23 protein-coding genes are annotated in these 25,731 nt (G+C 45.1%); 15 read left to right on the forward strand and 8 right to left on the reverse strand.

The window, feature by feature from the left end; all coding sequences use genetic code 11:
* Positions 1-6: 6 nt before the first annotated feature.
* On the reverse strand, positions 7-636 hold the full coding sequence (locus tag U1I11_RS06215) for a YfbR-like 5'-deoxynucleotidase (protein ID WP_322904755.1): 630 nt from the start codon (positions 634-636) through the stop codon (positions 7-9).
* 519 nt (positions 637-1,155) lie between these two features.
* Here U1I11_RS06215 and U1I11_RS06220 point away from each other — a divergent pair.
* Genes U1I11_RS06220 through U1I11_RS06230 form a run of 3 tightly spaced genes read left to right on the forward strand, consistent with a single transcriptional unit; the run spans position 1,156 to position 4,037 of the window.
* A complete protein-coding gene (locus U1I11_RS06220) occupies positions 1,156-1,953 on the forward strand; it encodes a hypothetical protein (protein WP_322905735.1) in 798 nt (265 codons plus the stop codon).
* Positions 1,950-2,729: a hypothetical protein gene (locus tag U1I11_RS06225; protein WP_322904757.1), complete on the forward strand. Its 780-nt coding sequence runs from the start codon at positions 1,950-1,952 to the stop codon at positions 2,727-2,729. The genes U1I11_RS06220 and U1I11_RS06225 overlap by 4 nt, the downstream gene beginning before the upstream one ends.
* A 60-nt stretch (positions 2,730-2,789) precedes the next feature.
* On the forward strand, positions 2,790-4,037 hold the full coding sequence (locus U1I11_RS06230) for a DUF2625 family protein (RefSeq protein ID WP_322904758.1): 1,248 nt from the start codon (positions 2,790-2,792) through the stop codon (positions 4,035-4,037).
* A 781-nt stretch (positions 4,038-4,818) separates the two neighbouring features.
* Here U1I11_RS06230 and U1I11_RS06235 read toward each other — a convergent pair.
* Positions 4,819-5,871, reverse strand: coding sequence for a 2,3-butanediol dehydrogenase (locus U1I11_RS06235; RefSeq protein ID WP_322904760.1), 1,053 nt, complete (start codon positions 5,869-5,871; stop codon positions 4,819-4,821).
* A gap of 575 nt (positions 5,872-6,446) precedes the next feature.
* Here U1I11_RS06235 and U1I11_RS06240 point away from each other — a divergent pair.
* The 3 genes from U1I11_RS06240 (at position 6,447) to U1I11_RS06250 (ending at position 9,239) form a co-directional block, all read left to right on the forward strand.
* Complete coding sequence (locus U1I11_RS06240; RefSeq protein ID WP_322904762.1) at positions 6,447-7,487, forward strand: LacI family DNA-binding transcriptional regulator; 1,041 nt, start codon at positions 6,447-6,449, stop codon at positions 7,485-7,487.
* A gap of 177 nt (positions 7,488-7,664) precedes the next feature.
* Positions 7,665-8,234, forward strand: a complete 570-nt coding sequence (locus U1I11_RS06245; RefSeq protein WP_322904764.1) for a P-loop nucleotide/nucleoside kinase family protein — start codon at positions 7,665-7,667, stop codon at positions 8,232-8,234.
* Positions 8,235-8,594: 360 nt separating this feature from the next.
* The gene (locus tag U1I11_RS06250) at positions 8,595-9,239 is read left to right on the forward strand and encodes a FusB/FusC family EF-G-binding protein (protein WP_416235491.1); all 645 of its coding nucleotides are present in this window, start codon (positions 8,595-8,597) and stop codon (positions 9,237-9,239) included.
* Between the two features lie 164 nt (positions 9,240-9,403).
* Here U1I11_RS06250 and U1I11_RS06255 read toward each other — a convergent pair whose 3' ends face one another.
* The 4 genes from U1I11_RS06255 to U1I11_RS06270 form a co-directional block, all read right to left on the reverse strand.
* Positions 9,404-10,471 (reverse strand): hemolysin family protein, encoded by a 1,068-nt coding sequence (locus U1I11_RS06255; RefSeq protein ID WP_322904766.1) that lies wholly within the window; start codon positions 10,469-10,471, stop codon positions 9,404-9,406.
* A 148-nt stretch (positions 10,472-10,619) separates the two neighbouring features.
* Positions 10,620-11,936 carry a hemolysin family protein gene (locus tag U1I11_RS06260; RefSeq protein WP_322904767.1) on the reverse strand — a complete coding sequence of 439 codons (1,317 nt, stop codon included), beginning with the start codon at positions 11,934-11,936 and terminating at the stop codon, positions 10,620-10,622.
* Between the two features lie 539 nt (positions 11,937-12,475).
* Entirely contained in the window at positions 12,476-14,125 is a 1,650-nt protein-coding gene (locus U1I11_RS06265) for a DUF6138 family protein (protein WP_322904768.1), read from the reverse strand.
* A gap of 233 nt (positions 14,126-14,358) precedes the next feature.
* Positions 14,359-14,727 (reverse strand): hypothetical protein, encoded by a 369-nt coding sequence (locus U1I11_RS06270; RefSeq protein WP_322904769.1) that lies wholly within the window; start codon positions 14,725-14,727, stop codon positions 14,359-14,361.
* A 555-nt stretch (positions 14,728-15,282) separates the two neighbouring features.
* Here U1I11_RS06270 and U1I11_RS06275 point away from each other — a divergent pair.
* The 8 genes from U1I11_RS06275 (at position 15,283) to U1I11_RS06310 (ending at position 21,596) form a co-directional block, all read left to right on the forward strand.
* A complete protein-coding gene (locus U1I11_RS06275) occupies positions 15,283-15,687 on the forward strand; it encodes a hypothetical protein (protein ID WP_322904771.1) in 405 nt (134 codons plus the stop codon).
* Positions 15,688-15,870: 183 nt separating this feature from the next.
* Positions 15,871-16,239 carry a hypothetical protein gene (locus U1I11_RS06280; protein WP_322904772.1) on the forward strand — a complete coding sequence of 123 codons (369 nt, stop codon included), beginning with the start codon at positions 15,871-15,873 and terminating at the stop codon, positions 16,237-16,239.
* Between the two features lie 106 nt (positions 16,240-16,345).
* Positions 16,346-16,897, forward strand: a complete 552-nt coding sequence (locus tag U1I11_RS06285; protein ID WP_322904773.1) for an SDR family NAD(P)-dependent oxidoreductase — start codon at positions 16,346-16,348, stop codon at positions 16,895-16,897.
* Between the two features lie 61 nt (positions 16,898-16,958).
* The gene (locus U1I11_RS06290; protein ID WP_322904774.1) at positions 16,959-17,444 is read left to right on the forward strand and encodes a hypothetical protein; all 486 of its coding nucleotides are present in this window, start codon (positions 16,959-16,961) and stop codon (positions 17,442-17,444) included.
* Between the two features lie 301 nt (positions 17,445-17,745).
* Positions 17,746-17,955, forward strand: coding sequence for a hypothetical protein (locus U1I11_RS06295; protein ID WP_322904776.1), 210 nt, complete (start codon positions 17,746-17,748; stop codon positions 17,953-17,955).
* Between the two features lie 63 nt (positions 17,956-18,018).
* Positions 18,019-18,852 carry an alpha/beta fold hydrolase gene (locus U1I11_RS06300; protein ID WP_322904778.1) on the forward strand — a complete coding sequence of 278 codons (834 nt, stop codon included), beginning with the start codon at positions 18,019-18,021 and terminating at the stop codon, positions 18,850-18,852.
* A gap of 641 nt (positions 18,853-19,493) precedes the next feature.
* Positions 19,494-20,480, forward strand: a complete 987-nt coding sequence (locus tag U1I11_RS06305; protein WP_322904779.1) for an ankyrin repeat domain-containing protein — start codon at positions 19,494-19,496, stop codon at positions 20,478-20,480.
* 552 nt (positions 20,481-21,032) lie between these two features.
* Entirely contained in the window at positions 21,033-21,596 is a 564-nt protein-coding gene (locus U1I11_RS06310) for a helicase (protein ID WP_322904780.1), read from the forward strand.
* Positions 21,597-22,148: 552 nt separating this feature from the next.
* Here U1I11_RS06310 and U1I11_RS06315 read toward each other — a convergent pair.
* Positions 22,149-23,363: an FAD-dependent monooxygenase gene (locus tag U1I11_RS06315; protein ID WP_322904782.1), complete on the reverse strand. Its 1,215-nt coding sequence runs from the start codon at positions 23,361-23,363 to the stop codon at positions 22,149-22,151.
* Positions 23,364-24,006: 643 nt separating this feature from the next.
* On the opposite strand from U1I11_RS06315, the gene U1I11_RS06320 reads away from it, so the two are divergent.
* Positions 24,007-24,942 carry a VanZ family protein gene (locus tag U1I11_RS06320; protein WP_322904784.1) on the forward strand — a complete coding sequence of 312 codons (936 nt, stop codon included), beginning with the start codon at positions 24,007-24,009 and terminating at the stop codon, positions 24,940-24,942.
* 157 nt (positions 24,943-25,099) lie between these two features.
* Here the strand turns inward: U1I11_RS06320 and U1I11_RS06325 are convergent, their stop codons facing one another.
* Positions 25,100-25,474, reverse strand: coding sequence for a winged helix-turn-helix transcriptional regulator (locus tag U1I11_RS06325; RefSeq protein ID WP_322904785.1), 375 nt, complete (start codon positions 25,472-25,474; stop codon positions 25,100-25,102).
* Between the last annotated feature and the right edge of the window lie 257 nt (positions 25,475-25,731).

A 25,731-nucleotide genomic window follows, 5' to 3' on the forward strand; every position in this document is an offset into this window, starting at 1 on the left:
CTCCTTTTACTGTGCTAGCGCCTCCTCGGTAATACGTTTAATATCGATCGTGGAGAAGGTGCCTTCGTGAACCATATCCGGCAAAATGTACTCCAGAAAGTAGTCCACACAGTGCAGCTGGATATTTTTAATTTTAACGATAGCATTGCGATACATCGCGATAAATTCCTTCTCAGTATTGCCGCGTTGTAGCTCGGAAAAGGCTTCATATACTTGATCCATTTTGTCGGCTACTTCAAGGATTAACCCTTCGGTAGAGTCATCTTTACCTTCATGTAGCTGACGACGGAACGTTTGTTTAAATTCCTCGGGTATATTTTCTGCGATAAAATGCTCGATCATGCCTTCTTCTACCTTTTGCAGTAAGGAGCGTAGCTGTAGGGAGGAATGCTTGACCGGTGTTTTGATATCACCGATAAAAATCTCGCCATAGTCATGGCTGCTCGTAATTTCATATAGCTTTTTCCAATCGATCGATATGCCATGCATTTCTTCGATGTCGGCAAGTGTTTTGGCATACTGAACGACTTTCCATGAGTGGGCAGAAACGCTATGCTGTTCAAATTTAAATTTGCCTGGGCAACGAATAATCCGTTCCAAATCATCGAGTGAACGGAAGTAGGTATGAATTCCCATAAGACTAACCATCCTTTGATTACTGTGAGTTGTATGAAATAATAACAATATCTGCTTACGTGAAGTGGAGAAGATATCCTATCTAGCATAGTTGTCGATTGTTAACGATACATTAAACCGGCGTCAATTATTGCGTAAACAGAAGAAAGCGCTATTTTAAGAGGAGGTATAAGATGATCGGGCAGTGGGTGAAAGCGGAAGGGATGATCGAGTTTCTGGAAAGTAATGAGGGATTTGCTTAATGCCGTATTCGCATTACAATACTTTTGGCTGTTTGGCTGTTTGGCTGTTTGGCTGTTTGGCTGATGATGGATTGTCCACTTCGATCGGGAGCCTGCATGTAAGTCATTGAAGTGAAATTACGAAACAAAAGATCGGTTTCGTTTGGCGGCGAGCGTCAGTGTTTATGTATAGATTGTCTGCCAATGATAATGCAAACTGTGCTTGGTAGCGCAAGGGATAATTAGCGATCTTCTTCTCAATTATAGTAAGATAAACATACGTATAAGGAGGCAGATGATGGATAAAAAAGCACGGCAAATTTTAAGCAAAACATTTTGGAGTAGCAGTGGCTGGAAATCAGGCGCACCGGTATTTGCCGGTACTGATTTTGAATACGCACGCGATCAAGGTGTAATGTTTGACCCGATTACGATTACATATGATGAGTTATTGCAGCGATTGCGCACATTGCACGAAGCGCTGACGATTGAGCGGATTAGCGAAGCGTTTGTGCATAGTTTGTCCACACGCAATGTATTTATGCGCAGTGCATTGTCAAGTTGGGTGCTGACCCGCAAATTGTTGACCAATATTGATGGGGCAGAGCGCTGGTCATTACCGCTACATGAGCGGCTCATACCGGATGTGCAGCTTATGTCGCGCGCACAGTACACCGCAGAAGATTTGAATGTACTGAATTTTGAACGGATCAAATGGGGCGGTGTACGGCTGAATTGGTTGCTGTACGACTGGCTTGATTTGGAACTGTTCAGTCGGGAGTTGCCGACATCTGCAACTGAAGAAGATGCAGCGATATTGCATCATATGCTGGCGGAGGCGACGCGCTGTGCACCGTCTGATAGCGCACGCAAACTGGAACAGCGCTGGAAAGCATTGTTTCCATCCAACCGAGCCGAGCGGGATACAGTGATGGAAATTCTCGGTTATATCGGTGTGCTGGCGACTACAAATAAGCCGCGCATCGGACGTGGACATGATAGTGATCTCGTATCGATGGCTGCCTGGCAAGGTCAGGATGGTTATCAGGTGGAAGCGGCAGCAGCGTATTTTGGCAGATGGGGGATAGGGGGATGAATGGAGAATTTCATCAAATGCTGCTCATTACGGCACTTGGCAACGGTTATTTGATTAGCGGCACCGATCCGTCCAGTAATGAGTTGGAGCAAACGAGCATGGTGGACGTCAGTTTTAGCGCAGGCGAAGGGCAGCCGCCATCTGGCTGGCGGGATTGGCTGGAACAACGGCGTCTAGCTGGGTATCAGCGTCTGATGATGGTTAGTGCAGCGGCACAAGGTTCGGAATGGCAGACGAGCGGATTTGCCGGAGGCGGTGCACCAAGCGCGATTGTCACATTGGGAGCAGGCGGGCAACGTCTGTGGCGCCCGGAGTGGAAACTGGAACGTCAGCGCTCACAGTCACGTTGGCGGGTGCTGTACACAGGCTATGAATATACAGACAGTATGCGGGCAGGACATGAATTTGTAACGATGAGTGATATGTTTGTCCGGCTGGGCAGAGCGCTCTGGCAAATCGGTACACTTGCTGAGGAAATCGGTGAAAGCTTTTGGAAGCAAAACTTTTTTGATCCGGCGATTGAGATGTTGGATGATCGTACGCCATCGCGCAAATTCGCTTTTCAATTACCGCCCGTTTATACCGATGATTCATGGCGTCTGTTAAATGCGATTTATAAAAGCTGGGTATTTGGCGGGATGGGATCATGGAATGATGTGCCACCTGCCTCGGCGCATGATCATGGTAAAGGTGCAGACTATGATCGCTGCTCTGGCGAATTGTATGCAGCGTTGTTACAAGGAGCACGTACGGCGGTAAACTCGGTCATCTTCTAAACAAATTCGACTGATGGAGCGGCATTTTATTAAGCCATATTATATAAAGGGGCTGACGGTATGGAGCTATTATCTGCGGAGCAATTGATTGATCAACAACATCACGCTTGGGATGAACTGATGCAAATGTTTACCGGCGGGGATCATACGTACATTATTTTGCCGGTTGATCGGGACGCCGGTAAACGCACGCTAGAACGCTTACAAATAAGCACACGTTCTTATTTAGGCGCGATTGCGTATGAGACAGGCGGTATTCTGGTCGATCATGGCTGGATTAAAGTGCTTGGCTCTGGTGCAGCCGGCATTTATGGCAGTCTATGTTCATGGAATGGGCTGCATGATCAACCGAGCGTACCGGAGATGCTGGGTATGCTAACGGTTGCCTATGATGCAGCCGGCGGCTTTTTTGCCTTGGATGGTGGTAAATTTGGACATACCGGTCATATTTATTATTTTGCGCCAGATACATTGGAATGGGAATCGACCGAGCTTGCTTATTCAGGTTTTATCCAGTGGCTCATCAAAGGCGATTTGCAGCAATTTTATGAGCCATTTCGCTGGGCAGGCTGGCAGCAGGAAGCGGCTCGGCTCGGCGGTGAGCGTGTATTTTCCTATTATCCGCCGCTGTGGACAAAAGAAGGCAGTGGTACAGCAAGCTACAAGTCTCCGATACCGGTAGGCGAAGCATGGAACTTTGTGCTAGAGCAATTTCAAGATGCACAAACTGCAACTGATCATGAGCCAGCGCCGGAAATGCAGCAGCAAGAGCAAAACAAAGAGCAAGAGCAAGCAAACGAACAGGGACAGCCAAGTTTGGAACAGCATATCGATCGAATCGAAAAACATTATCGTATCTGTTTCCCGCTTGATTATTTAAATCGATTGGATGAGGCAGTTACGCGAGAATATCAATATGCAGACGCGGAAGGGCATATCGATTGGAGCATTCATTTTTCCAAACTGGATGAACAATTTATTGCCAACAATGAGGAGCTTGTTGCTGAAATGAACCCCGATCCGCAGCGCATCATTCCGTTTGCATGGAGTGTGAGCAGTGGCAATTACTATTTGTTTGATTACCGCTATCACCCTGACAAGCCTGCCGTATTGCTAATGGAACATGAAGAAGCGATCGTGCGTGAGGATGCGGAAGCAGAGGCGGAACATCCTGAACAGGTACAGGAGATGTTGGACGGTAATGTGCGTTTGCTGGCGGATCATTTTGAGGAGTTTGTGGTGTGCTTGAAGGAGCAGGAAAGCGATCTGTTATTTGAAGAACAGGAGCACAAAGAGCAGGAGGAGTAGGAACAATAGTAAATTGACCAAGTTAAATGTTGATTTTTGTTGTTTACTGAAATCCTCATAAATAAGAGCTTGTTCTAGCTTCGACACTCAAATTAATCTCGGTCGAGGTAATAATATGCAGACTAAGTGAATGTTTAACTTTGATCGTGTACTACAATCTTTATAAATAAAAGCTTGAGCCAGCTTAAAACTCCAATCTATCTCGCTTAAGGCTATTAGCCTGTCTCAATTGGAAATTGTGTTTGAACGTACCTTAACCTATTCATCATCAAGCAACGGTTAGATCGACAAACCGTAAATGTATATGATACAAGCTACTAGTAGGATGTCTCAAATGAAAATTGTGTTTAAACGTCCCTAAATCGATTCAGCACCAAGCGATTGTTAGATCGACAAACCGTAAATGTATTTGAGACAAGCTACTAGTAGGCTGACCGTTTTAAATATATCGTTTAAAACGGTGTAGATTACTGCTACAAATAAGGACATAAAGTGGATTCAAAGCCAATATTGAAAGCTGACAAGGTACTGGTACCTTGTCTCCAATCAATGTAAAATGTGCCGAGTTACAATAAAAAAGCCCGCGATATTCGATCGCGGGCTTTTCAGTGCATAGTTACATCACAGTTATACATTGCACTGAAGGCTACTGCTGAGGAGCAAGAAAGAGGGTTAACTTATGCATAATCCCACATGCTACTGACCGACATTGTAGACGGATGTCGACCGGATTATACGCCTGTTGCAACTGTATGATGCTGCTGTGTACGTTTCGACTCCGTTATTCATTTGGAGAAACGAGTATTTTTACTTGGTTTTTCTCTTTGAGCAATGCTTCAAAACCTTGTTCCACAATGTTACTTAGCCCGATCCGTTTAGTGACGAGTTTTTCCGGGGCAAAATAGCCCTGGCTCATCAGGCTGATCACGGCTGGGAATACATCGCGGTATCCGATTATGCCGGTGATATTGCGCTCTTGCATAACGATCCGGTTCGGATGAATCGGAGCTTCTTTTTCAAAAATGCTGACGATCATAATCTGTCCGCTTAGTTTGGTCGATTCGATCGCCTGTGTCAGCACGACCGGTACGCCGGTCACTTCAAATGCAACATCCGCACCGCCATGAGTCAAACGATGAATTTCGCTCACAACGTCCACATCAGCCGGATTCAATCCGATAGCACCGAGCGATTCCGCTGTGCGGCGGCGTTCTTCAGACAGCTCGACAGCATAAATGTCGGAAGCGCCGGAAGCTTTGAGCGCTTCGATCACTAACAAACCGATTGGGCCTGCGCCGAATACGACCGCCCGATCACCGACTTTAAATTGGCTTTGACGTACAGCGTACAGCGCTACCGCAGATGGCTCCACCAATGCGCCTTGCTCAAATGATACGCTGTCCGGAATGCCATGAACCATATGCTCATCGGCAGTGACGAATTCAGAGAAACCGCCACCACCACCGGCAAGTCCGAGAAAGCCCATTTTTTCGCACAGATTGTATTTGCCTTGCTTACAAGCTGTACACTGCCCGCACGCAAAAATAGGCTCAACTACTACACGGTCGCCAGTCTGAAAGTGAGTTACCCCTTCGCCAACTTCAACAACTTGCCCGGAAAATTCATGACCCATTACAACCGGCGCTTCTTCACCTGTGAGCGGATGCTTGCCATCCTGTGGAATAAAGATTGGGCCTGCTGCATATTCGTGCAAATCGCTGCCGCAAATGCCGCACCATTGTACTTTGATTTTCACTTTTCCTGGTTGTACATTCGGTTGTTCAATCTGTTCTACACGTAAATCTTTCACACCATGCCATCGTAATGCTTGCATCGAAGTCATCTCCTTATACGGTTATCCATTGAATGGTGCATCTATGGCTGGAACAGGTTCAGCGGCTGCACGAAGCTTGCTGTCCGCCGTATCCAGTCGCTCAATCGTTATGAGCACAATGGAGGCGATATTCGGCTATAGCGGCTGAAGATGTTTATACCAGCAAAAATAAATAATACAGGAAACGTTTCCGAAATAAATCATGTCATATTTTTGCCACTGTGTCAAACGGATATCTACCGGAAAATAAGCGGATATACTGACCGATGGTATCATGTACGATATAAACGGTACAGTTACATAGGCTGCGATATAAGTTGCCGATGATTGAACAGAGGCAGTAAATGAAGCAGCTACAGTAAGCAATCAAGCGATATGCGTAGCTGCGTTTGCCCTATCGATCCACATTCAATGAAAGAGCGTTATTCCGGGACAATCCCCTGCTTGCAAAAACACCATGCTAACGCGCCATACCGTTTATGATCGAACATCCATTCTATGCTATAATGTAAGCAAAGCATGAAAATTTCATCTTTATCCGGAAACATTTCCAGTGCGAAGGAGAATCATCCAGAATGACAGACAAAAAGAAAGTAACGATAGAGGATGTAGCCAGAGAAGCTGGCGTCGGGATCGCTACCGTGTCGCGAGCACTTAACAATAGCGATGGCATTAGCGCCAAAACTAAAGCGCGCATATTGGGCATTGTAGAACAGATGGGGTTTATCCCGAATACGTCTGCTCAAAGTCTGAAAATTCGCCAAACGCGCCAAATTGCGCTCGCTGTGCCGGACATTCGCAATGCGATCATTCCGGATATCGCTTGGTCGGTCGAGCAAGCTGCCAAACAACACGGTTATCGTGTCGTACAGATCAATATGCTCGGCAATGCACGACTCGAATTGGAAACGTTGCGTGAAGTGAAAAAGCTGCATGTGGATGGAATGGTTATGATGCCGCTCGCTTACCCGAAATCGATTGAGCAGCTGATCAATCAATCCAGCTTGCCGATCTCAGTTATCAATTACAGCAAAAAGCTTAGCACTGACCTGAAAGCCGATATTGTCGGTATGGCTCGGCCTGAAGGCAGACTAGTGATGGAGCATTTGCTACAAATCGGTCGTACGCGCATCGCTTATGCCGGTGCACCAAAAGATAAAATTGAGGAACGCTATCGTGCCTATGAGCAGTCGCTGCCACAGGTAGACACATCACTTGTCTATTTTGGCGAAGATTTTAACTTTGAGACGGGTAGACAGGCAGCCGATTATTTTTATAATTTAAAACATATGCCAGACGCGATTTATGCGGTCAACGATATGGTAGCGATCGGGATCGTCAATCGGTTCAAACAATTGGGTGTGCGTGTACCGGACGATGTTGCCGTCGTCGGTATCGACAACAATTTGTGGACGACGATTACGACGCCGCAAATTAGCTCGGTTTCGATTATGGGGGCAGAGGTGGGGCGACTGGCGACTGAACTGCTGCTCAAACGAATCCAATCTGCGACTCCATTGCCTTATGAACGGGTCGAATTTGAGCCACGACTCATTGTGCGCGAATCCAGCTTAACGGCGCATCGTTATACGCATCGTGATCAGGAACAGAAGTAACGTAATGTTAAAATGGGACATGGTTAGACAGCGCTATATTTGTGTTGTAAGGCAGTATGTTACTTTTAAAACGAAGCTTTTGCTTGATGTGAATTAATGCAGAAGCTGATAGCCTAGGGTTAGATGTAACCATTGTTAGATCATAACCGGAATCAATCTGTAACGGAGGGAATTACGATGAGACTCGTCATTATATTCGGTCCGCAGGCGGTTGGCAAAATGACAGTAGGACAGCAGCTTGCGGCACGTACAGGGATGAAGTTGTTTCATAATCATATGTCGATCGAACTTGTGACAGCTTTGTTTGATTATGCTTCACCATCGGCTCAGCGCTTGATCCAACGTATTCGGCATGAGGTGTTCCAAGAAGCAGCGCTTGGGGAGAGCGGGATGAACGGGCTTATTTTTACGTATGTATGGGCGTTTGATATGCCAAGTGATCGTGAATATATTGAACATGTAACCCGTTTATTTCAAAATCATGGTGCTGACATCTGCTGGGTGGAGCTGGAAGCGGATGTGGAAGAACGCAGGCGCAGAAATACGACCGATAATCGGCTCACTCATAAGCCAAGCAAGCGCAATATTGCATGGTCGGATAACGAATTGCTTGAAAGTCATCGTACGCATCGATTGAACTCGTTGCCTGGTGAAATTACAGAGCCCTATTATTTGCGTTTGCATACGACACAGATGGAGCCTGATGAAGTAGCAGCACGTATTATGGCGCATTTTGGTATCGAGTAATGATCAGGATTGTATACATAGGATGAGTTCATAGGCTAAAACGTTCAATTATGAACGCACTATCGTATCAACGTACAAATTCAGCTTAAGCCATTGCTTACGCAGTCGCTCTACTGGTATACTTTGGATATTCTACTGAATTGGGGGTTATACCGTGGCAGTGTTGGCAGCCGTGCTGGATTGCTCGTTCGCTAGAACCGCCTTGCGCAAAGCCTAGACAGGGCGAGCTTTTGCGTAGGGCGCGATCAAAAAGTGAAGCTTGATCGCCCTTGAAACGTATATTATGGACCTGTTGCGGCTTTGCACCTTATTGTAAGTATCTAACAAAATAAGGGGCTGAACGCAATGCAAACACCATCTATACTCAAACCATTTATCCAAAACCATCAACTGAATGTGATTCGCAAACAAGCCGATTTTCTGCTGAAAACGATGCGTAGTGTAGCGGATCGCAAAGTGCTTGCCACCGTAAGAGATACGGCGATTAACCATGTGGTCGACGCATTTGGCGAGCTAAACGCGGAACAATATGAACTGCTGGAAAAGCTGTCTTCTTATGAAGCGGCGCATGAATTGCAACAATATATCGATCAGCTCGATCGTTATGTCGTTCCATTTCCTGATGTATCACTCAAACAAATCCAGAAGCTGTTTCCAAAGACCAAAAAGCTAAAGGTGCCGAATTTGGACACGATCGATTGGATGCATACGACGTATTTACGCTGGGTCGATATTGCTACTAATCGGCTGTATATCATTTATCCTTACGAAGGCAAACTCGTTGGAATTGAAGGTCAGATTACACCGATGAACAAAAACGGGTTTTGTATGTTTTGTCATCGGAACGAGGAGCTTGGCTTTTTTAATGTTAAAACGAAAAAGGGCAGCTCACCAGACAACTTTTCCGCAGTTGGTCAATACGTATGTATGGACAATGAAGCATGTAATCATAATATAACGAACCCATTTGCGCTAGAGCGATTTATTCAATCGACCAGCAAATGATTCATGATCATCCGAATGAGGGCTGCTGATCCAAGCAGTCCTTTTCTGGATCAACTCACCAACGACATAGTCCAACCCGATTTTGATCTAACACAGCTTTCAACGTAAAAGCCATTCCTTGTCACCGATTGGCGCTTAAAGGAATGGCTATTTGTGTTGTTAAGTTAGAGCGATGTTACTGGAGTTTTAATATCGTCCGCTTCATCACGAATATCACCAACGATTTCTTCCAAAATATCTTCCATCGTAACGAGACCTGCCATACGTCCATCGATTCCATTAATCGCTGCAATATGCACGCGATGTTGCTGCATGCTGAGCAACACTTCACGCAGCGAAGCGGTTTCCACAAAACGAGGCAGCTTGTGCAGGAAGCCGGACAGCTCGCCCGAACGTCCAGCCGCAATCGCTGTCAGCACTTCTTTACTATGAATAAATCCAATCCATTTGCTGCTGTCCGCTGCGGAAGTGACCGGATAACGCGTATATTCATACTGACTTAAACGCGATATCAACTCCGCCTGCGGAATATCGGCAGCGATCGTAATGACTTTGCTTGCCGGAATCATAATTTCGCGCAATGTCCGATCGTCAAATGCAAAAATATTACGTAAATACGTCTGCTCTGTCTGGTTAATCTGTCCGCTTTCAAAACTTTGCTCGACTAGCCATTTCAGTTCTTCCTCGGAGTGAACGCTATCATGCCCAGCAGGTTTGACGCGGAACAAACGCAGCAACAATGTAGCCGAACCGTTCAGCAAACGGATCACAGGTGCCATCAGACGACCAAAACGATACAAGGATGGTGCCAACATCAATGTCATCCGTTCAGCAAATTGAATCGCCAGCGTTTTTGGCGCCAGTTCACCGATAACGACGTGTAAAAACGTAATGACCGCCAGCGCAATCCCGTACGACAATACAGTCGAAACGGCTTCTGGTACATCAAAACGGTCGAAGATCGGATACAATATACGTTCTACCGTCGGTTCACCAAGCGCACCGAGCACGAGCGCGGTAATCGTAATCCCAAGCTGACATGCCGATAAATAATAATCAAGGTCGGTCGCCACCTTTTTCGCCATCACTGCTTTTTTGTTGCCGTCTGCAATCAATTGATCCAGACGCGACATACGCACTTTCAAAATCGCAAATTCCGCACCGACGAAAAAAGCTGTAAGACCGATAAATACCGCCACCAAAAATAAATTTAATCCAATCATTCCGTCCAATGATTTCCCTCAGCTGAGGGATTCACCTCCATATAGTGAGTAGTGGACTGTCCAGTATAATCTACTGAACATGTCAGGATAACATGTGTAGTCATGATCCGTTATCGTTACCGTAGCGAGCTAGCTTCAGATGAACAAGCAAGGCTTATTATGATGCATCACTAGTTGCGCTGTAGTTTAACGATACCCATTTGATCTGCAAATCTTCCTTTTCGGCAATCGTCCATACATGCTCCGGCTGTTCGAGCGTATCGCCTTCACTAATTTCAGTGCCTTTATGGTGCACAATCCAGCCACCGATCGTATCCGTATCATGACGGTCATCAAATGTAATGCCAAAGCGACGTTCCAAATCGTCCAACAGCACCCGACCATTGATCAAATACTGCCCTTCAGCGATTTGGCGAATATCGTTCACTTCATCTGCATCAAACTCATCGCGAATTTCGCCAACTAGTTCTTCCAGCACATCTTCCATCGTTAACAATCCGGCTGTACCGCCATATTCATCAACGACGAGCGCCATATGCACACGCTTTTGCTGCATTTGCAGCATCGCTTCCTGAATCGACAGCGATTCAGCGATAAAAGGCAGCGGACGGATAAATTCATGCAGCTTGTGCGCCGTTTGGTTGATCATATGGGGCAGCATTTTTTTGGCGTTAACGATCCCGATAATTTGGTCTTTATCGTCTCCGCTCGTTACCGGATAACGCGTGTAATAATTATCGTCCAAAATGCTGATGATCTCGTCATAATCCATATCCCGATCCAGCACGACCATTTGGGTACGCGGAATCATAATATCGCGTGCGACCCGTTCATCGAACGAAAATACATTTTCCATATACGACAGCTTTGTTTCGTTAATCTCGCCGCCCTCATAACTTTGCGTCATAATAATCTTCAATTCGTCTTCCGAATACACCTGTTCATGACCGGCAGGCTTAACACCGAATGTACGCAGCAGTACACGGGATGTACCGTTCAGTGCCCAGATGAGCGGATACATAAACCGTCCAAACCAAAACAGCGCAGGAGCGAGCAATAATGTCATCCGTTCCGAAAACTGGATCGCCAGCGTCTTTGGTGCCATTTCCCCGACGACGACGTGTAAAAAGGTAACGAGGAAAAATGCAATCGCATACGAAGCGATCGATGCCGCCGCGTCCGATACGTTAAAAAAGTCAAATACCGGATACAGCAGCAGCTCTACCGCCGGTTTACCGATCGCACCAAGTCCGAGCGCCGTAACGGTAATACCGAGCTGACAGGCAGAAAGGTAATAGTCCAGATCATGCGTTACCTTTTTGGCAATAACCGCCTTTTTGTTGCCATCTTGAATCAATTGATCCAAACGTGATATCCGTACTTTGACAACAGCAAACTCCGAAGCAACGAAGAAGGCGGTTAACGCCAGTAACACAACTAAAACTAACAAATTGATGATCGTTATTAGGTCCAATGATTTCCCCCAGTTGAGGGATTCACCTCCACAAAATGAAATAATTATAAATTATATCCGTGCTATCCATACGTCCCAACCGTCAAATTAGCCATTCCATCCGCAAATCCGTAACGATCTCGCTCTACGATCGCTTGTGTTACCCAGCATCCGCACTAAGGAGACAATATGCAGGAATGGAGAAACTAATAAATATCGCTAACGCCTTCCCAAGTCTGTTGCCTCCTTCCGTAAAGTATTGCTTTATAGTATATCATAAACACAACTACACCATACAGTAACACGTTATGGTTTAGAAAGTTGTCAATTTTGACGGCTGAAGATGGCTAGTAGGCTGACTAGCGTACATTCAATGACTGATTAACTACATGTTATGAAAACACATTACAAGTGTGGCATAAAAACATCGCTGCTCTGCACTAGCAAACTACTTATTTAACGCGGTCAGCCTACTAGGGCGTGTACGCAAACGTGGCGTGTTGGAGTAGCCCCTACTATGGTACGGAATAAGGGGACGAACTCACGTCACGCCCCTACGTTCACATCGTCGCTTTCAACTGTTCCACCCATTTTACAAAGCGCTGCTGCTTGCTGGCATTGCCAAATATCAAATACAAAAGTTGCTGACGTTCATACGTCTCATACTGTTGCAACTGATGATCGAGTTGCAGCGCCAGTTCAGGCTGCTCAAACTGCTCTGCCAATCGTTTCACTGGCTTTGCCGATTGACCGCTGCCAGCGAGTATGCTAACGAGTACAGTTACCAACTCCGGCGTGAGCGGATACGTCTCGATAAAAGCATGCACAAACCGATCATGTGCCGATTGATGCTCTGTATCGACAAGTCGCATATAGTCGAGCAGCAGCGGGAAATACTGACAATTATGCAAAGCAAGTCCCAACACTGCATACGTACCCGGCATAACCGCTTTTTCACCTGGTTCCACATCATTGTAAAAGGCAAACTCGTTCAGCGCTAGCCGCGCATAACGTTCCAATAACGGATGCAATTCATCATATTGCAGCGCATTCGCAAAAAAGCGATGCAGCACTGATTTGGCAAGCCCTTTGATAGGCAATAGCTGTTTTTGTTTGCTGCCGCTTAGCTGGAGAGTGTATTGCACCGGAAAGCCTTGCTCTAGCAGAGCGCATATGTAATTCAGACTGTCACGATAACTGTCGAGCGTATCACCAGCCAGCTTTAACTGAATCGTATGCAAAATATCGTTTGCCTGTGCTTGCATATGCGTCGTTTGACGTTGGCTTTCGATCTGTCCGCTGCCTTCGTGCAAAAACCGCTCTGCCTGCTCTGAACCAAGCCCAGCAGCACATTGCAAATACCGTTGCCGTTTATCCGCATCGTGCGCACCGATACGCAGCGCCGCATATACAAACAGCTCCAACTGCTGTTGATCCGGCTCACATCGCTCATGTTCCGGCTTCAGCGGCAATCTGTACATATCTTCATCGTCGATGTACGGTGGCAAAAACTGTTCTTCCGCCCAAAATGTAAACGCCAAATTCAAACATCGTTCCCATTCCTCGCGCAGCTTCGGGATCGCGGCAAGCTTGCGATCGGTTTGCTGGCATAAGGCAATCCGCTCGGCTGTAGTCATCGAATTCACGTCCGCATTTAACAACGCCCGACTAAAAAAGAACAGGTCATGGTGCGGCGGATAATGGGGCAGTTGTGTTGCAATCCGGTCTGCCACAAACGTATTAAACGCCTGCTGAAGCCGTGCCAGCTTTGGCTGCTGAACCCAAGTTTCTGCATCTTCCAGCGTATCTTGCACTAGCGCACGTTCGATATACAGATGAAATTCCAACTTATAATCGAAAAATAAATCGCCATAACGATCCTGCTCAAACGCATCATGCACTTGCTGCTTCAGCGCAGGCAACCATTCATGTAAAAGCTGCACATCGGTCAGCTCCGGTATGCACACATCCGATTCCCATGTATACGCGCTATCGCTCCATGAAAAAGGACGATCAATTTCCACAAACATCTTCCCTGTTGCACTGCTGTATTTACCTTTACGATACCCAAATCGAATATAATCGTGCATGCCGACCTGCAATCTGCTCCGTTCACCAAGCCCTTCAATCCGCGCCTGCTCACGTTTACAAATCTGCTCCAGCTGCGCCGATGCTTCCGTCAGTAGTTGGGTTAACGCTGCATTCATCATTACACGTCCTTTTGTATAAATTATATAGTTGGAAATGATAGGCATAAATGTAAGAGTAGCTTGTCTCATTTCAATTCGCGCTAGTGGTAGTTGCTACGAGCCTACTACAAGCACGAGAGCGTGGACGCAAACTCGTAGGCTGCGAGCAGTGGTGTCTGCCCTAGCACGCCACGTTTGCGTATACGCCTTAGCTAATGAAAATAAAGATCGTCTTACGATGCAGTATACTTGCTTTAATCGACAATATGAGCCTGCAAAAATTCAAGAAAATCGCGCTGCATCGATCCTAGCGTCAACATCGTCCACATGATCTGAAAACGCCAATTTGCCCCTTTCGCCTGAAACGACCATACGGCAGCCAGTCCAACCCCGGATTTGAATTTTTGCCCTTGCAACTCTGTTAACGCTAGTTGTTCAGTATGTACGACACGCGTCAAAAATAGGTTCAAAAACACCACTACCAGCTTTTGCTCATTCATGAGCAATATCGCCCGTGTAGAAGGTGTTGTCATATGCTGCGGAATCGCATGACACATCAACATATCGGCTTCCCGATACGGTGCGGCTAAACGGTTAAGTGATCTTTTCGTAATTAAGAGCATGATGAACTCCCTCGCTTATGTAGTTGATTTTGATTAAGTTACTTTTATGAGCACTGTTTAATCAACCATCATTATACTAAACTTGAATGCCAGATGTAATTTGACATCGCCAACAGCCACTTTGTATCAAGACAGTAACTTGGGTATGTTCATTTTCCAGTAGCTGTTCATTTTGTAGCGATCATGCAACCGTCGTATTGGAGTCAGTACCTACCTTAACAGCATGATCCGATAGACTTATATAACTTCACTTCATCCATGCGTGATAGGAACGATATGTATAAACGATATGTAGATCGGATGTCATTAACATTGGACATACCCCTTAAAATGAATGGATGATCCAAATGACTGACTTAGCAATGAATTTTAACTATACATTTGTTGTTATTCTAGGCTGTAGCGTATTTTAAAGTGCAAAATATTGTAATCAGATGATCTGATTTGTATTGGATGAGCACATTTTGGTTGAGATTGAAGGCGTATTCTTTTACGATGAAGCTAGGCATCATTAGCAACCTAACAAGCCATATCTTTTAAAATAGGAATAGGAGCGTGGATGGGATTAAACGACCGTGTTGGCTAACGATTGCTTTAAGTGTGATTACGGTATTTTCAGCTTTTAAGCTGGTGCTGTACACTATCGTATTTTGGAAAGCTCCACCAATCGTAGGTAGTTTACAGGAGCAAATCGCCGCTTATATAACGGTCGCCCTTATATTTGTAGGTGTTGGTATGTTGCTCGTAGGTGGAATACTGTCGTTTATCGGTATTAACGTTGGTCGTTGGCTAATTGTAGGCTGGGGGATGTTGGCTTTGGTTGTGTATCGGGATTATATCATTGCCAGATTGGTGTTTCTGCTTATCGCAACATTATTGTTGTTCAATAAACTTACTAATCGCTTTTTTCGCGCTCACGCCCATTCAAAAAAGACTGACTATATGGAGGAGCAGGTATGAGCAAGAAAATAAATCTACCTATCAATCTACATCGGCGTATATGAACATATATAATAGGCTACAAAATGAACTACAATTGCACATTGATCACACCGATAGCCAAACGATAAAAAGGAGGTAACCACGATAACTATTTCAGCAATCATCACTCAAATCGAGCTGGCAGCGGCAACAGGACAATGGATGAAAATGGAACGACTGATCAATCTGCTAAACGTATCGGATCAATTGGAGCTGCATGGCGAGCTAAGCTTCCAGGCACTAAAGGTCATTAAAGATTACAGACATCAGCTGGCGATTAGCGATGCGGTGAAAGAGCATGTAATATGGTGCTATTTTAGCAAGCAATCGTGGTCAGATGCGATGTTGGAAGAAGTGGGCACTATTTATCAAGAGACTTCATTTATGGCGATGGAAAGCATCGTACTAATCGCGTTAAAACAAAATAAAGTCACCGAGCAGCAAGTAGCATACATACAAAACGTATTTTCGACCAAAGAAGTATGGAAACAGATCAAACGCTGGCAAGAACGGCAGCAAGCAGGCGAGTGAAGTTAGTTTATTGACTGCTTTCAGTATTGACTTACATCCACTGGATCACCTTATTGATAGCGGTAATCTGTACAACATCAAAACAAAATCACGAGGAGGAATCCGCATGAAGCATGCACTGGTGATCGGTGGTTCGGGCATGTTGGCGCAGGCATCGTTATGGCTGGCGAATTATGGATATACCGTATCGGTCATTGGCAGAGATAGCGGCAAATTGGAACGTCTAGCTACTGCACATCAACAGATCGTACCGCTCGCTGTCGATTACAACGATGAACATCATTGCAGAGCAGCGGTTCGGCAATCGCTCGATTCGCATGGTGCCTATGATATCGTCGTAGCTTGGATTCATGGAGGAATCGAGACAGCAGAGCGAGTAATTGAGATGCTTCAAAGTGAGCTGAATCGTGTGCATGCTGTACAATGGACTTTATTTCATGTCATAAGCAGCCGTACGGACGGGCAGGAGTGTAGGCAGCGGATGAATGCAATCGCAGATTGCGAATATTACCAAATTCAGCTTGGTTTTGTGATCGATACGCAACGTTCAAGATGGTTAACGAATGAGGAGATTGCTGGGGGCGTGATTGAATGTGTACATAAGCGCGACGTTTATCATTTAGTAGGGACGTTAACGCCGTGGGATGAGAGACCGTGAAGGGCGGGTAAGATGAAATTGATGGGAGAGGGTTCAAATCGCTGAGCTGGGCCAAAATATTGTGAAAAGTTTTTTGGAATCTTTAGGGCTTGAGGTAAGGAAAATTCCAGAGAATAGTTTGAAAACAACTGATTATGAAGTATATCAAAATGGAGAATTGGTATTTTATTGCGAAGAAAAAACACTTGAATATGATGACTTTGAAGGCTTAAAGCATGATTCGACGTATAGTTCTATTTCGACTCATGTACATAAAGCCGTCAAACAATTTAAAAGCACTAATCCAAATAGAGTCATTCCTAATGTATTAGCCTTTGTAAATTTTGATAGTTCAAGAGATGCTCACGATTTATTTATTACTTTAACAGGGTATGCTAAATTGGATAATGGTCGCTATATGAAAATTCATAACGTTGGCAGAGTTTTTAATGATTTGAATTATATTGATTTATACTTGTGGTTTGATAAAGAAGTTTTTAAACATAAGATTTGGGGGGGAGTTCATAAAGAACACTATAGAAAATTAAATGAGATAATGAGATTTTAGATGTGAAAGGAACCGAAATTATAATGAATTATGATCTATACGTCCTCTCCAATCTACGAGACCCCAATACGATATATCGTTTTATTGATGCTTGTTCGGATAGAGGTACATTTTCAAATCGAAGTATAGAAGATATCATTCCGCGTAAGCAGGTGATTATATGTCCGATTTTCTTCTGTATGACTACATGTTTGTATATTCCAATCCAGACTATTGAAGGAAAGTGAAAACAGTCGATAGCGAGCGGTTTTTTATGATAGAGCTGCAATTTGAACGAATAAGCAGTTTGAAGTTTTGCAAGATGGTTCAAGGTGAACGAATTAGCGCAACAGGTATTTTGGCTGATTCGAATGGCAACTATGGATTCGATGCGTTAGATGGAATAGAAGAAATTAATTTGATCGAAATAGACATACCGCTAAATATGACATTGGAGCTGGAAGTAGTCATTTTAGAAATAGCTCAACAAATTGCTGATACGTTCTCTTGGCTGCTAGATGAACGTAACTGAGTTGTTTTATGGCGTATAATACAATACGAAGCAACAATACATACAACTGGAGGGCGACTACATATGATTAACGTACACAGACATACGATCCAATTGCAAGCTGTACGCTTGTTTTATCTTGATACGCATACGGAAGGGCCGGTCATTGTTTGTTTGCATGGACGGTATGGACGAGCGGAGACGTGGTATGATTTTATGCAGCAGTATGGTCATCGGTATCGGATTATTGCGCCAGAGCAGCGTGGGCATGGGTTAAGTGATCAGCCGCTTGGACGTTATACAGCGGAGGAATTGGCTGAAGATGCTCATCAGTTCATGGATGCGCTTGGCATTGCGTCTGCAATTGTAATCGGGCATTCGCTCGGTGGGCAGGTGGCGGCTTATTGGGCGGCGACGTATCCGCAGCAGGTGCGGGCATTGGCGATTTTGGATAAAGCGGCATTTGGACCAAAAGAGCGCGTTTCGATTCCGCTTGAGCAATTGCCAGTTGCTGATTCGGTAACGGCGGATTGGCCGTTGCCGTTTGCCAGCCGTACGGCGGCAGAGCATTATTTGCGCAAGACGCAAGATACAGAGATTAGCTGTCAGTATTTTATGAACAGTTTGGTGGAGACGGAGCAAGGGGCAACCTTTTTATTTAGTCGGCAGGCAATGGCAGCGAATATACTGCATAATGTGAGTTGGTATCATATGTTGGAGCAAATTCATTGTCCTGCTTTGCTTATTCGGGCACACAACAGTGAGTCATTGCCAGATGAAGAATGGGAGAAAATGAAGCGTCTAGTGCCGCATGGGATAGCTTATGAAATGACGAGTGAGGATCATAATGTGCATTTGAGTGAGCCGGAGCGGTTTTATCGGTATGTGGATACGTTTTTGCAATCATTTAATGCGTAATATGGTGAAGTAAGCGATAGCGTCGATATTCCTTATATGGGATAACGGCGCTATTTTTTGGATATAAGTATGTCGAAGGGATAGGATGAGTGTATAGTGCGCAGACTAAGTTAAATTTCAACTTTGATTAAATACGATCCCCTTTATCGATAAAAGATTGAGCTAGCTTTAAAGTTCAAATTAATCTCGGTCAAATTAATCGTATATTGACCACACTAAAGATGAAGTTTGATACTGTACCACATAGAGTAGTTTATTTTTCATATAGCTATATTTTGATGAAATAGAATCGATCAGATCGTACATTTAAGTTGATCAAGGTGATCGTTGTAATACAGAATGAACGCTCTATGGCAGACAGCGTATACAATGTGAACATCAAGCCGCAAAATTAGTGCTGATTACACGGTTGTCGGCATGTACACACAGCCGGATAATAGTATAGTGTAGGTGCTGGGCTACCTATTTAAACGAAGTACTATTCAGAACGAGTACTCGAAAATTAGGATATAACATACGACGGTTGTACAATCCATACGCCACACGATCCGGGCAGAAGGAGCGCATATACATATGGCTAAAAAAGAAAGACATTACCGAAAAATTTTGATGAGCTTGTCAAAGCAAATGATCTGAACGCATTGCAAGACGTATTCACCAAAAGCGAATGGGATGCGCGCGGTGGCTATTATAAAGAACCAGCGCTAAGCTTTTACGGCGTGTCACCGGAATTGATTCGCTGGCTGGTAGAACAGGGAGCGGATATTGAAGCGAGGGATCAAGCGGGCAAAACACCGCTATATAAACACGCGGAGAGCTGGTGTGGGCATACGGAGTTGCTACTTGAACTTGGTGCAGAGGCGGAAGCGCTCGATCACCAACATGAAACTCCGTTATTTGCAGCTACTACAAGGTTTCATCCACATGCAGTACGTATATTGCTTGCCAGCGGTGTACGAGTAAATGCAACGAATACGTCCGGACATACCCCACTGCAAAAAGCATTAGCTCGCTGTTCTAACATCAATATTGTGGAGATGGCGCAGATTGCGGAATTATTGCTTGCGGCGGGAGCTAGCATCACGCCGGATATGAAACAAGCGGTAGAGCGAATTGGCAACAATTTTGAATTTCATCGTGCAAGCTTTAATAAAGATGCATTGGCGGAAACAGATGCCGGACTTATGCGTTTATATGAATTATTCGACGTTACACCAGTTGCGCGGCGCCGTATGCATGATGGTATATCGCCAATTACCGTATCGACAGCTACATGGCAGCAGCAGCATGATGAACTATGGAAATGGCTCGTTCCTGCCAAAGGAGCAGCACAAACCGTGCAAGGTGAAGCAATCCGGGTAAGCGCGAAAATTTTGTATGAAATAATGGACAATGGCGGTGGGAACTGGGACAAACAGTTTCGTCACATGTTAAAAGCACTGCTGCACTATTGGCGTCTTGGTGTACCGCTGCGTGCGGAAGCGTTGGAGGAGGCGACAACACTAGCCAAACAGCTACAGCATGGCGATGATTACGAGGCGCCGGCAAGACTATGCGAGCTAGCAGTAGAATGGGTGCTTGCCAATCCGCAGCCGCTCGCGCTAGAGCAACCGGAGTATAAGCGCTAGTGGGCTGTCTCAAGTGAAAATCAGGTTCGAATGCACCTAAATACGTGCATGATCAAGCGATGATGACAAAGATATACATTGAATGTATCTGAGACAGCCTACTAGTAGATTGTCTCAAGTACATTTACAGTTTGTCGATCTAACCATCGCTTGGTACTGAATCGATTTAAGGACGTTTAAACACAATTTTCATTTGAGACAGCCTACTAGCGGGCTGACTAGCGTACATTCAATGTATGATGGACTACAATTTATGAAAACATACTGGAGTCGTAGCTTGAGAACATCTTTGCTGTACAGTAGCAAACTGTATATTTAACGCGGTCAAGCTACTTGAAAGTGTATGCAAACTCGTATGCTCCAACACGCCAGGCTTGCGTACACGCCTTAGTACATTGACCGAGATGAATTGGAGTGTTGAATCTGTTTTAAGATCGCATGGATCAGGATTTTAGCACACCATCAAAATTAACATTGAACTTGGTCAAGCTACTAGTAGGTTGTCTTGATTTCATTTCAAGCAATTCGGATGAAAAGGAGTGTGCATCTTTTATGCTGAATCTAGATCAACAGATGTATCCTAATTGCCCCACTGTACAAAGGACGATCACAATCGGCGGTCTGAGCAAATCGGAACTTATCGCAAAATTGCAGCACTGTGCGATTCATACGAATGCATATGGAGCTATTTTGCTTCATGATGATCGCTTTATCGTCTCGGCTCACGTTTACACATTGCAAACGGTTGAACTGACGGTAGCACATTTAGGATTTCCGGACGGAGCGACAATGGAACTTATTTTCCAAAGGGCTAAACAATTGGGCTTACAGCTATGTCCGCTTGAGCTTGCTCCTTATTGGCGATTGCTCTATTTGGATCAGCCAGAAGATACACATCAAGACGTACGGCGTAATCAAGCTCCATCCAATTCGGTTACTGTTGCTTCGGAGCCGCTTAGTGAGGACGATACATTTCCAAAAGGATTTTATTTGCGCCGCATGAACGGTGAGTTATGGCTGCGCGCCTATTGTGCGGATCATTTGCATTGTTGGAGTGCCTGGGATCGGTTAATATTTGTGAAACCGAGTGAGGATGGGGCGGCTACGGCTGAATAATGCCAGAGCAAGCTGTCGATCTGGTAGAGGGCATAGTATACGGATGCTACTATATTCCGGTATACTGTGGCTGATCAAAGTATGCTAATGTTTAAAGCTTACCAATTCACTGTCGATAGGAGCAAACAATGCGATCTTTGCTCCTATCAGCGGTGTGCATACACTAAGATCGATCCATACATGGATCATCAGCAGTAGATCGATAAAATTATTGCCAGACGTCAAACAGCATGGAGTGCGGTTCACGTTTCAATAGAAATGCTTCAAGGAAATGTTTCAGAAAGAATATTTTAAAAGAAATACGTGCTTACAATATAGCAACAGAGCGAATGTAATGACCGATTTGTCATGTACATAAAGTGAAATATTTTTAACTTACATCCAGACGAACACTTACTTATATTGACCGCTGAACGTCTATCGGCAGGTGTCATATTAGGCACTTATATCCATACGAATTCCTGCTTAACGACTTGAATCGGCAATGTGTATACCGGCGTATTTCGCATGCTCGCTTTGTTCATCTGTGCAATAATCCCATACTCATAACGATTACTGTGCCGTCTGTGTCATGCGGATAGCAGGCAGCGATTGTTTCGTACGCGCAACATGACCGATACGGGAAGCGAGTTTGCGAATTGGACGGAAGCTGGCGATGCGGATACAAGTTTGCATCGTGCCAACGCCAATTTTCGTTTTTGGGTAAAATAGATCAGGTGCTCCGGGCGGCAATTGCTGTGCTTTATCGACTAGTGGGCGCATCCATTGCTCATATTGGTGCAGGCAATTTTGGATGCTAGCCAGTTCGGTATCATCACATTGTGACAGAAATGCCGCCAGCACATAACCGCCGATTAAAGCGAGCGATGAGCCGCCTCCGCCGATCGGTGTCACACACCATGCTGCATCGCCGGTTACGCATACTCTGCCTTCTGACCAGCTAGACATCATAATTTGAGTCAAATAATCGAAATACACGTCCTTCGATGTCGCAAACCCTGCAATGACACGTTCATGTTGCCAACCTGCTCCGGCAAAGACAACTTGCAGTTCAGCTCGCGCTTGCTCAGCAGGCAGTGCAGCAAGATTATGTTTATCATCTTTAAACGCCAACATCGCACGAATCGTGCCCTGATTATCAGGACGAAGCGAAATTTGACGACCGCCTGTAGCCGTATACCATCGCCACCATCGATCATCGCCAGCTTCGCGCGCAATCGTTCCATAGGCAATATTGAGACCAAGTTCGCGCCGGGATACACGTTCTCCAAACAGCTGGTCGCGTGTGCGAGAGCGTACGCCTTCAGCGATAATGAGCAAGTCATACGTTTCCATTTGTCCGGAATGTAGACCGATCTCAACATGGTCAGTATAGTTTACGACTTGTTCAATCCAGTCGCCGTAACGAATATGCACATTCGGCGGCAGCGCTTCAAGCACGATCCGCGCCAAATCGCCTCGCAAAATTTCCAACTCTGCGGTCAAGCCGTCCGCATCTTCTACCGGAAAAGCGCCGACAACTTGCCCTTTTTCATTTACAAATGCCGTTCCTTCTTCGGTCGTTGTCTGCTGCCGAACCTGATCTTCCAGACCCATCATTTGCAGCACTTCGCGCGCGATACCACGCACATCGACATTTTGCCCGCCATCACGAAACGAACGCGCCCGTTCGATAATTGTAATTTCCCAGCCTGCCTTGCTTAGCCAGAAAGCCGTGCTAAGCCCGGCGATACTTGCCCCTGAAATGAGTGCTTTTTGCACGTTCATTGGTTGGCTCCTTTCGGTAGTTGCTGATGTTTTATAAATAAGAGTAGTGGTGGAAATGAATAAGCGGACATGCTACAACTAACACTGAATCAACAGTAAAGCGATGCAGTTAGATGTTCCTTACCCTATGCGTCGGCGTTGAAACGATAGCGAGTGGCAGTAGGTGAGGGGAGTTGTAATTGCTTAGTTTAGATGTTTTATATATTTAGTTGATCGTCTGGATAGGGTAATGATTTGCCGAGTTTTCAAAAGCGTTTAGGCAAGAAGACGGCTCACTACTAGAGCGTGTACGCAAACTCGCAGGCTGCGAGCAGCAATGTACTCCTACTTCGTAGATTCCGGTGCGAGACGGGAGTCCATCCCCTTATTCCGTACCAGTGGTGGCTGCCCCAGCACGCCAGGTTTGTGTACACGCCCTAATACTCTGACCAAGTTAAATGTTAATTTTGATGGTGTACTGAAATCCTGATCCATGCGATCTTAAAACAGATTCAACACTCAAATTCATCTCGGTCAAAGTATTAGGCAACTAAACAATCGTTTCGCTTCGTACAGATCATCTGCTGTTTGCGTATGGATACAATTTGCAATGATCCTTCGTCTTACTCGTAGAACAAAACACCTGATGACGAAGGAGCAAACGATGTCTACGATGCGCAAAACGATCTTGATCCTCTTTATTGTGTATACGATTCTTATTCTTTATTTTATGTTTGTCGGTTTTGAGCGAATGGGTGATGTGGCGCAGTCGAGTGAATACACTTTTATGTGGATTCCAGATAGTTTTTATAAATTACCTGATGTAGCTGAACTTTTGTCACCGTCAATTATGAAGCTTGTGAGTTTTGGGAATACTTTCGCTTTTATTCCTTTTGGTCTGTTTATTCCGTTGCTGTATCGTATTTCGTTTTTCCGGTTTATCGGGTTATTTATGTTATGCATTATTACTTTGGAAACGGTACAAGCATTTACCAAGCTTGGCAGCTTCGATATTAACGATGTGATTCAAAACTCGTGGGGAGCAGCGATCGGCTACGGTGCCTATAAACTAGGAACTCGCGGCACTACAGTGCTCCAAAAAACGGGAATTGCAATTATCGGCGCTGCCTTACTTATCGCAGGAACGATAGTATTAAATAAAGGCATTGACGAGCTGTTTACGCAAAGACAAGGCGTGTTTACAGCGTTAAACGAATGGACAGATCGTGACGGCAAACCAGGTCAACAAGCGTCGTTGTCTTCGTTTACGATCGATGGCAAGGAAATTTCGCCGCAATTTAATGTTTATAATGCCAAAGACGGGAAAGCGACGACGTATACGTATGATTTGGGAGGTAAAGATGTGTATCTGTTCGTCAATTATGGAGTCCCTGATCCCGATTCGGGCGCTGCCCAAGGCAAAATAACGCTGTCTGTAGATGGGCAAGAAACGTTGTCCGATTGTGCAACGTATCAGCAAGGCGAGCCGCTGAAGTTTTACTGGTTTTTCGAGCAAGGGAAGGAATTGACGATTACGCTTGAAGGGGAGGAGAAAGTGTGGGATTTGGGGTATCGGGAGATGAAATATTTGTGGGAGTAGGGGAGTGCAGGTGAGAAGGGGGATTTGCTGTCGTTTATTTGAATAGCGCTGTAAATGCACGCATGTCACGCATGTATGGATTGGAATAAAGCACCGGTTAGAGCGGATAAGATTGTGGAAAGTCTGGTTGGATTGATCATGCAGTATAGTTCATGTTTTATGATAAAAATGGAGGATGGGAATCGTTGTCCAACAATTCGATTTCTTCACCGGCTTGCTGCCGCATTTTAATGTTTTCCGTTCCCCAAGCGCACATTACTTCTACAATTTGGTTAGCGGTGACACCGTACAGAGTGAGGCTGTATTCTACGCGCGGTGGCATCTGGTCATATACTTTGCGCTCTACGAGACCGTCGCGTTCCAGCTCGCGCAATTGTTGAATAAGTACTTTTTGCGAAATGCCCTTGATGCTGCGTTCTAGCTGTCCGGTTCGTTTTACGCCAGTCATGAGCAGACAAATAATGAGCGCTTTCCATTTGCCGCCGATGATCTCTAATGTAGCTTCAATGCCCAGATTGTATTGTTTCATCATCTCATTCCTTTTCATGTCAGTGTGCAATAGATGGTCGTATGGATGCAGGGAAAACAAATCCCCCATTTTATCGATCGACAGATGAATTTCTGTTCATTGCAGATGATTATATCCCGTTAAATTTTAATTGTGGCATAGACGATCATCACCGTCTAGTACATACCTTCAGGTAAGTAGGTTACTTTATTGTGTGTATTTTCATCTGGAACCGATGGTAGCATAATGAGCATATTCCGAAATATAGCAACAGGCATATA

This window comes from Paenibacillus campi, from assembly GCF_034659835.1.
GTDB classification, from domain to species: Bacteria; Bacillota; Bacilli; order Paenibacillales; family Paenibacillaceae; genus Saccharibacillus; species Saccharibacillus campi.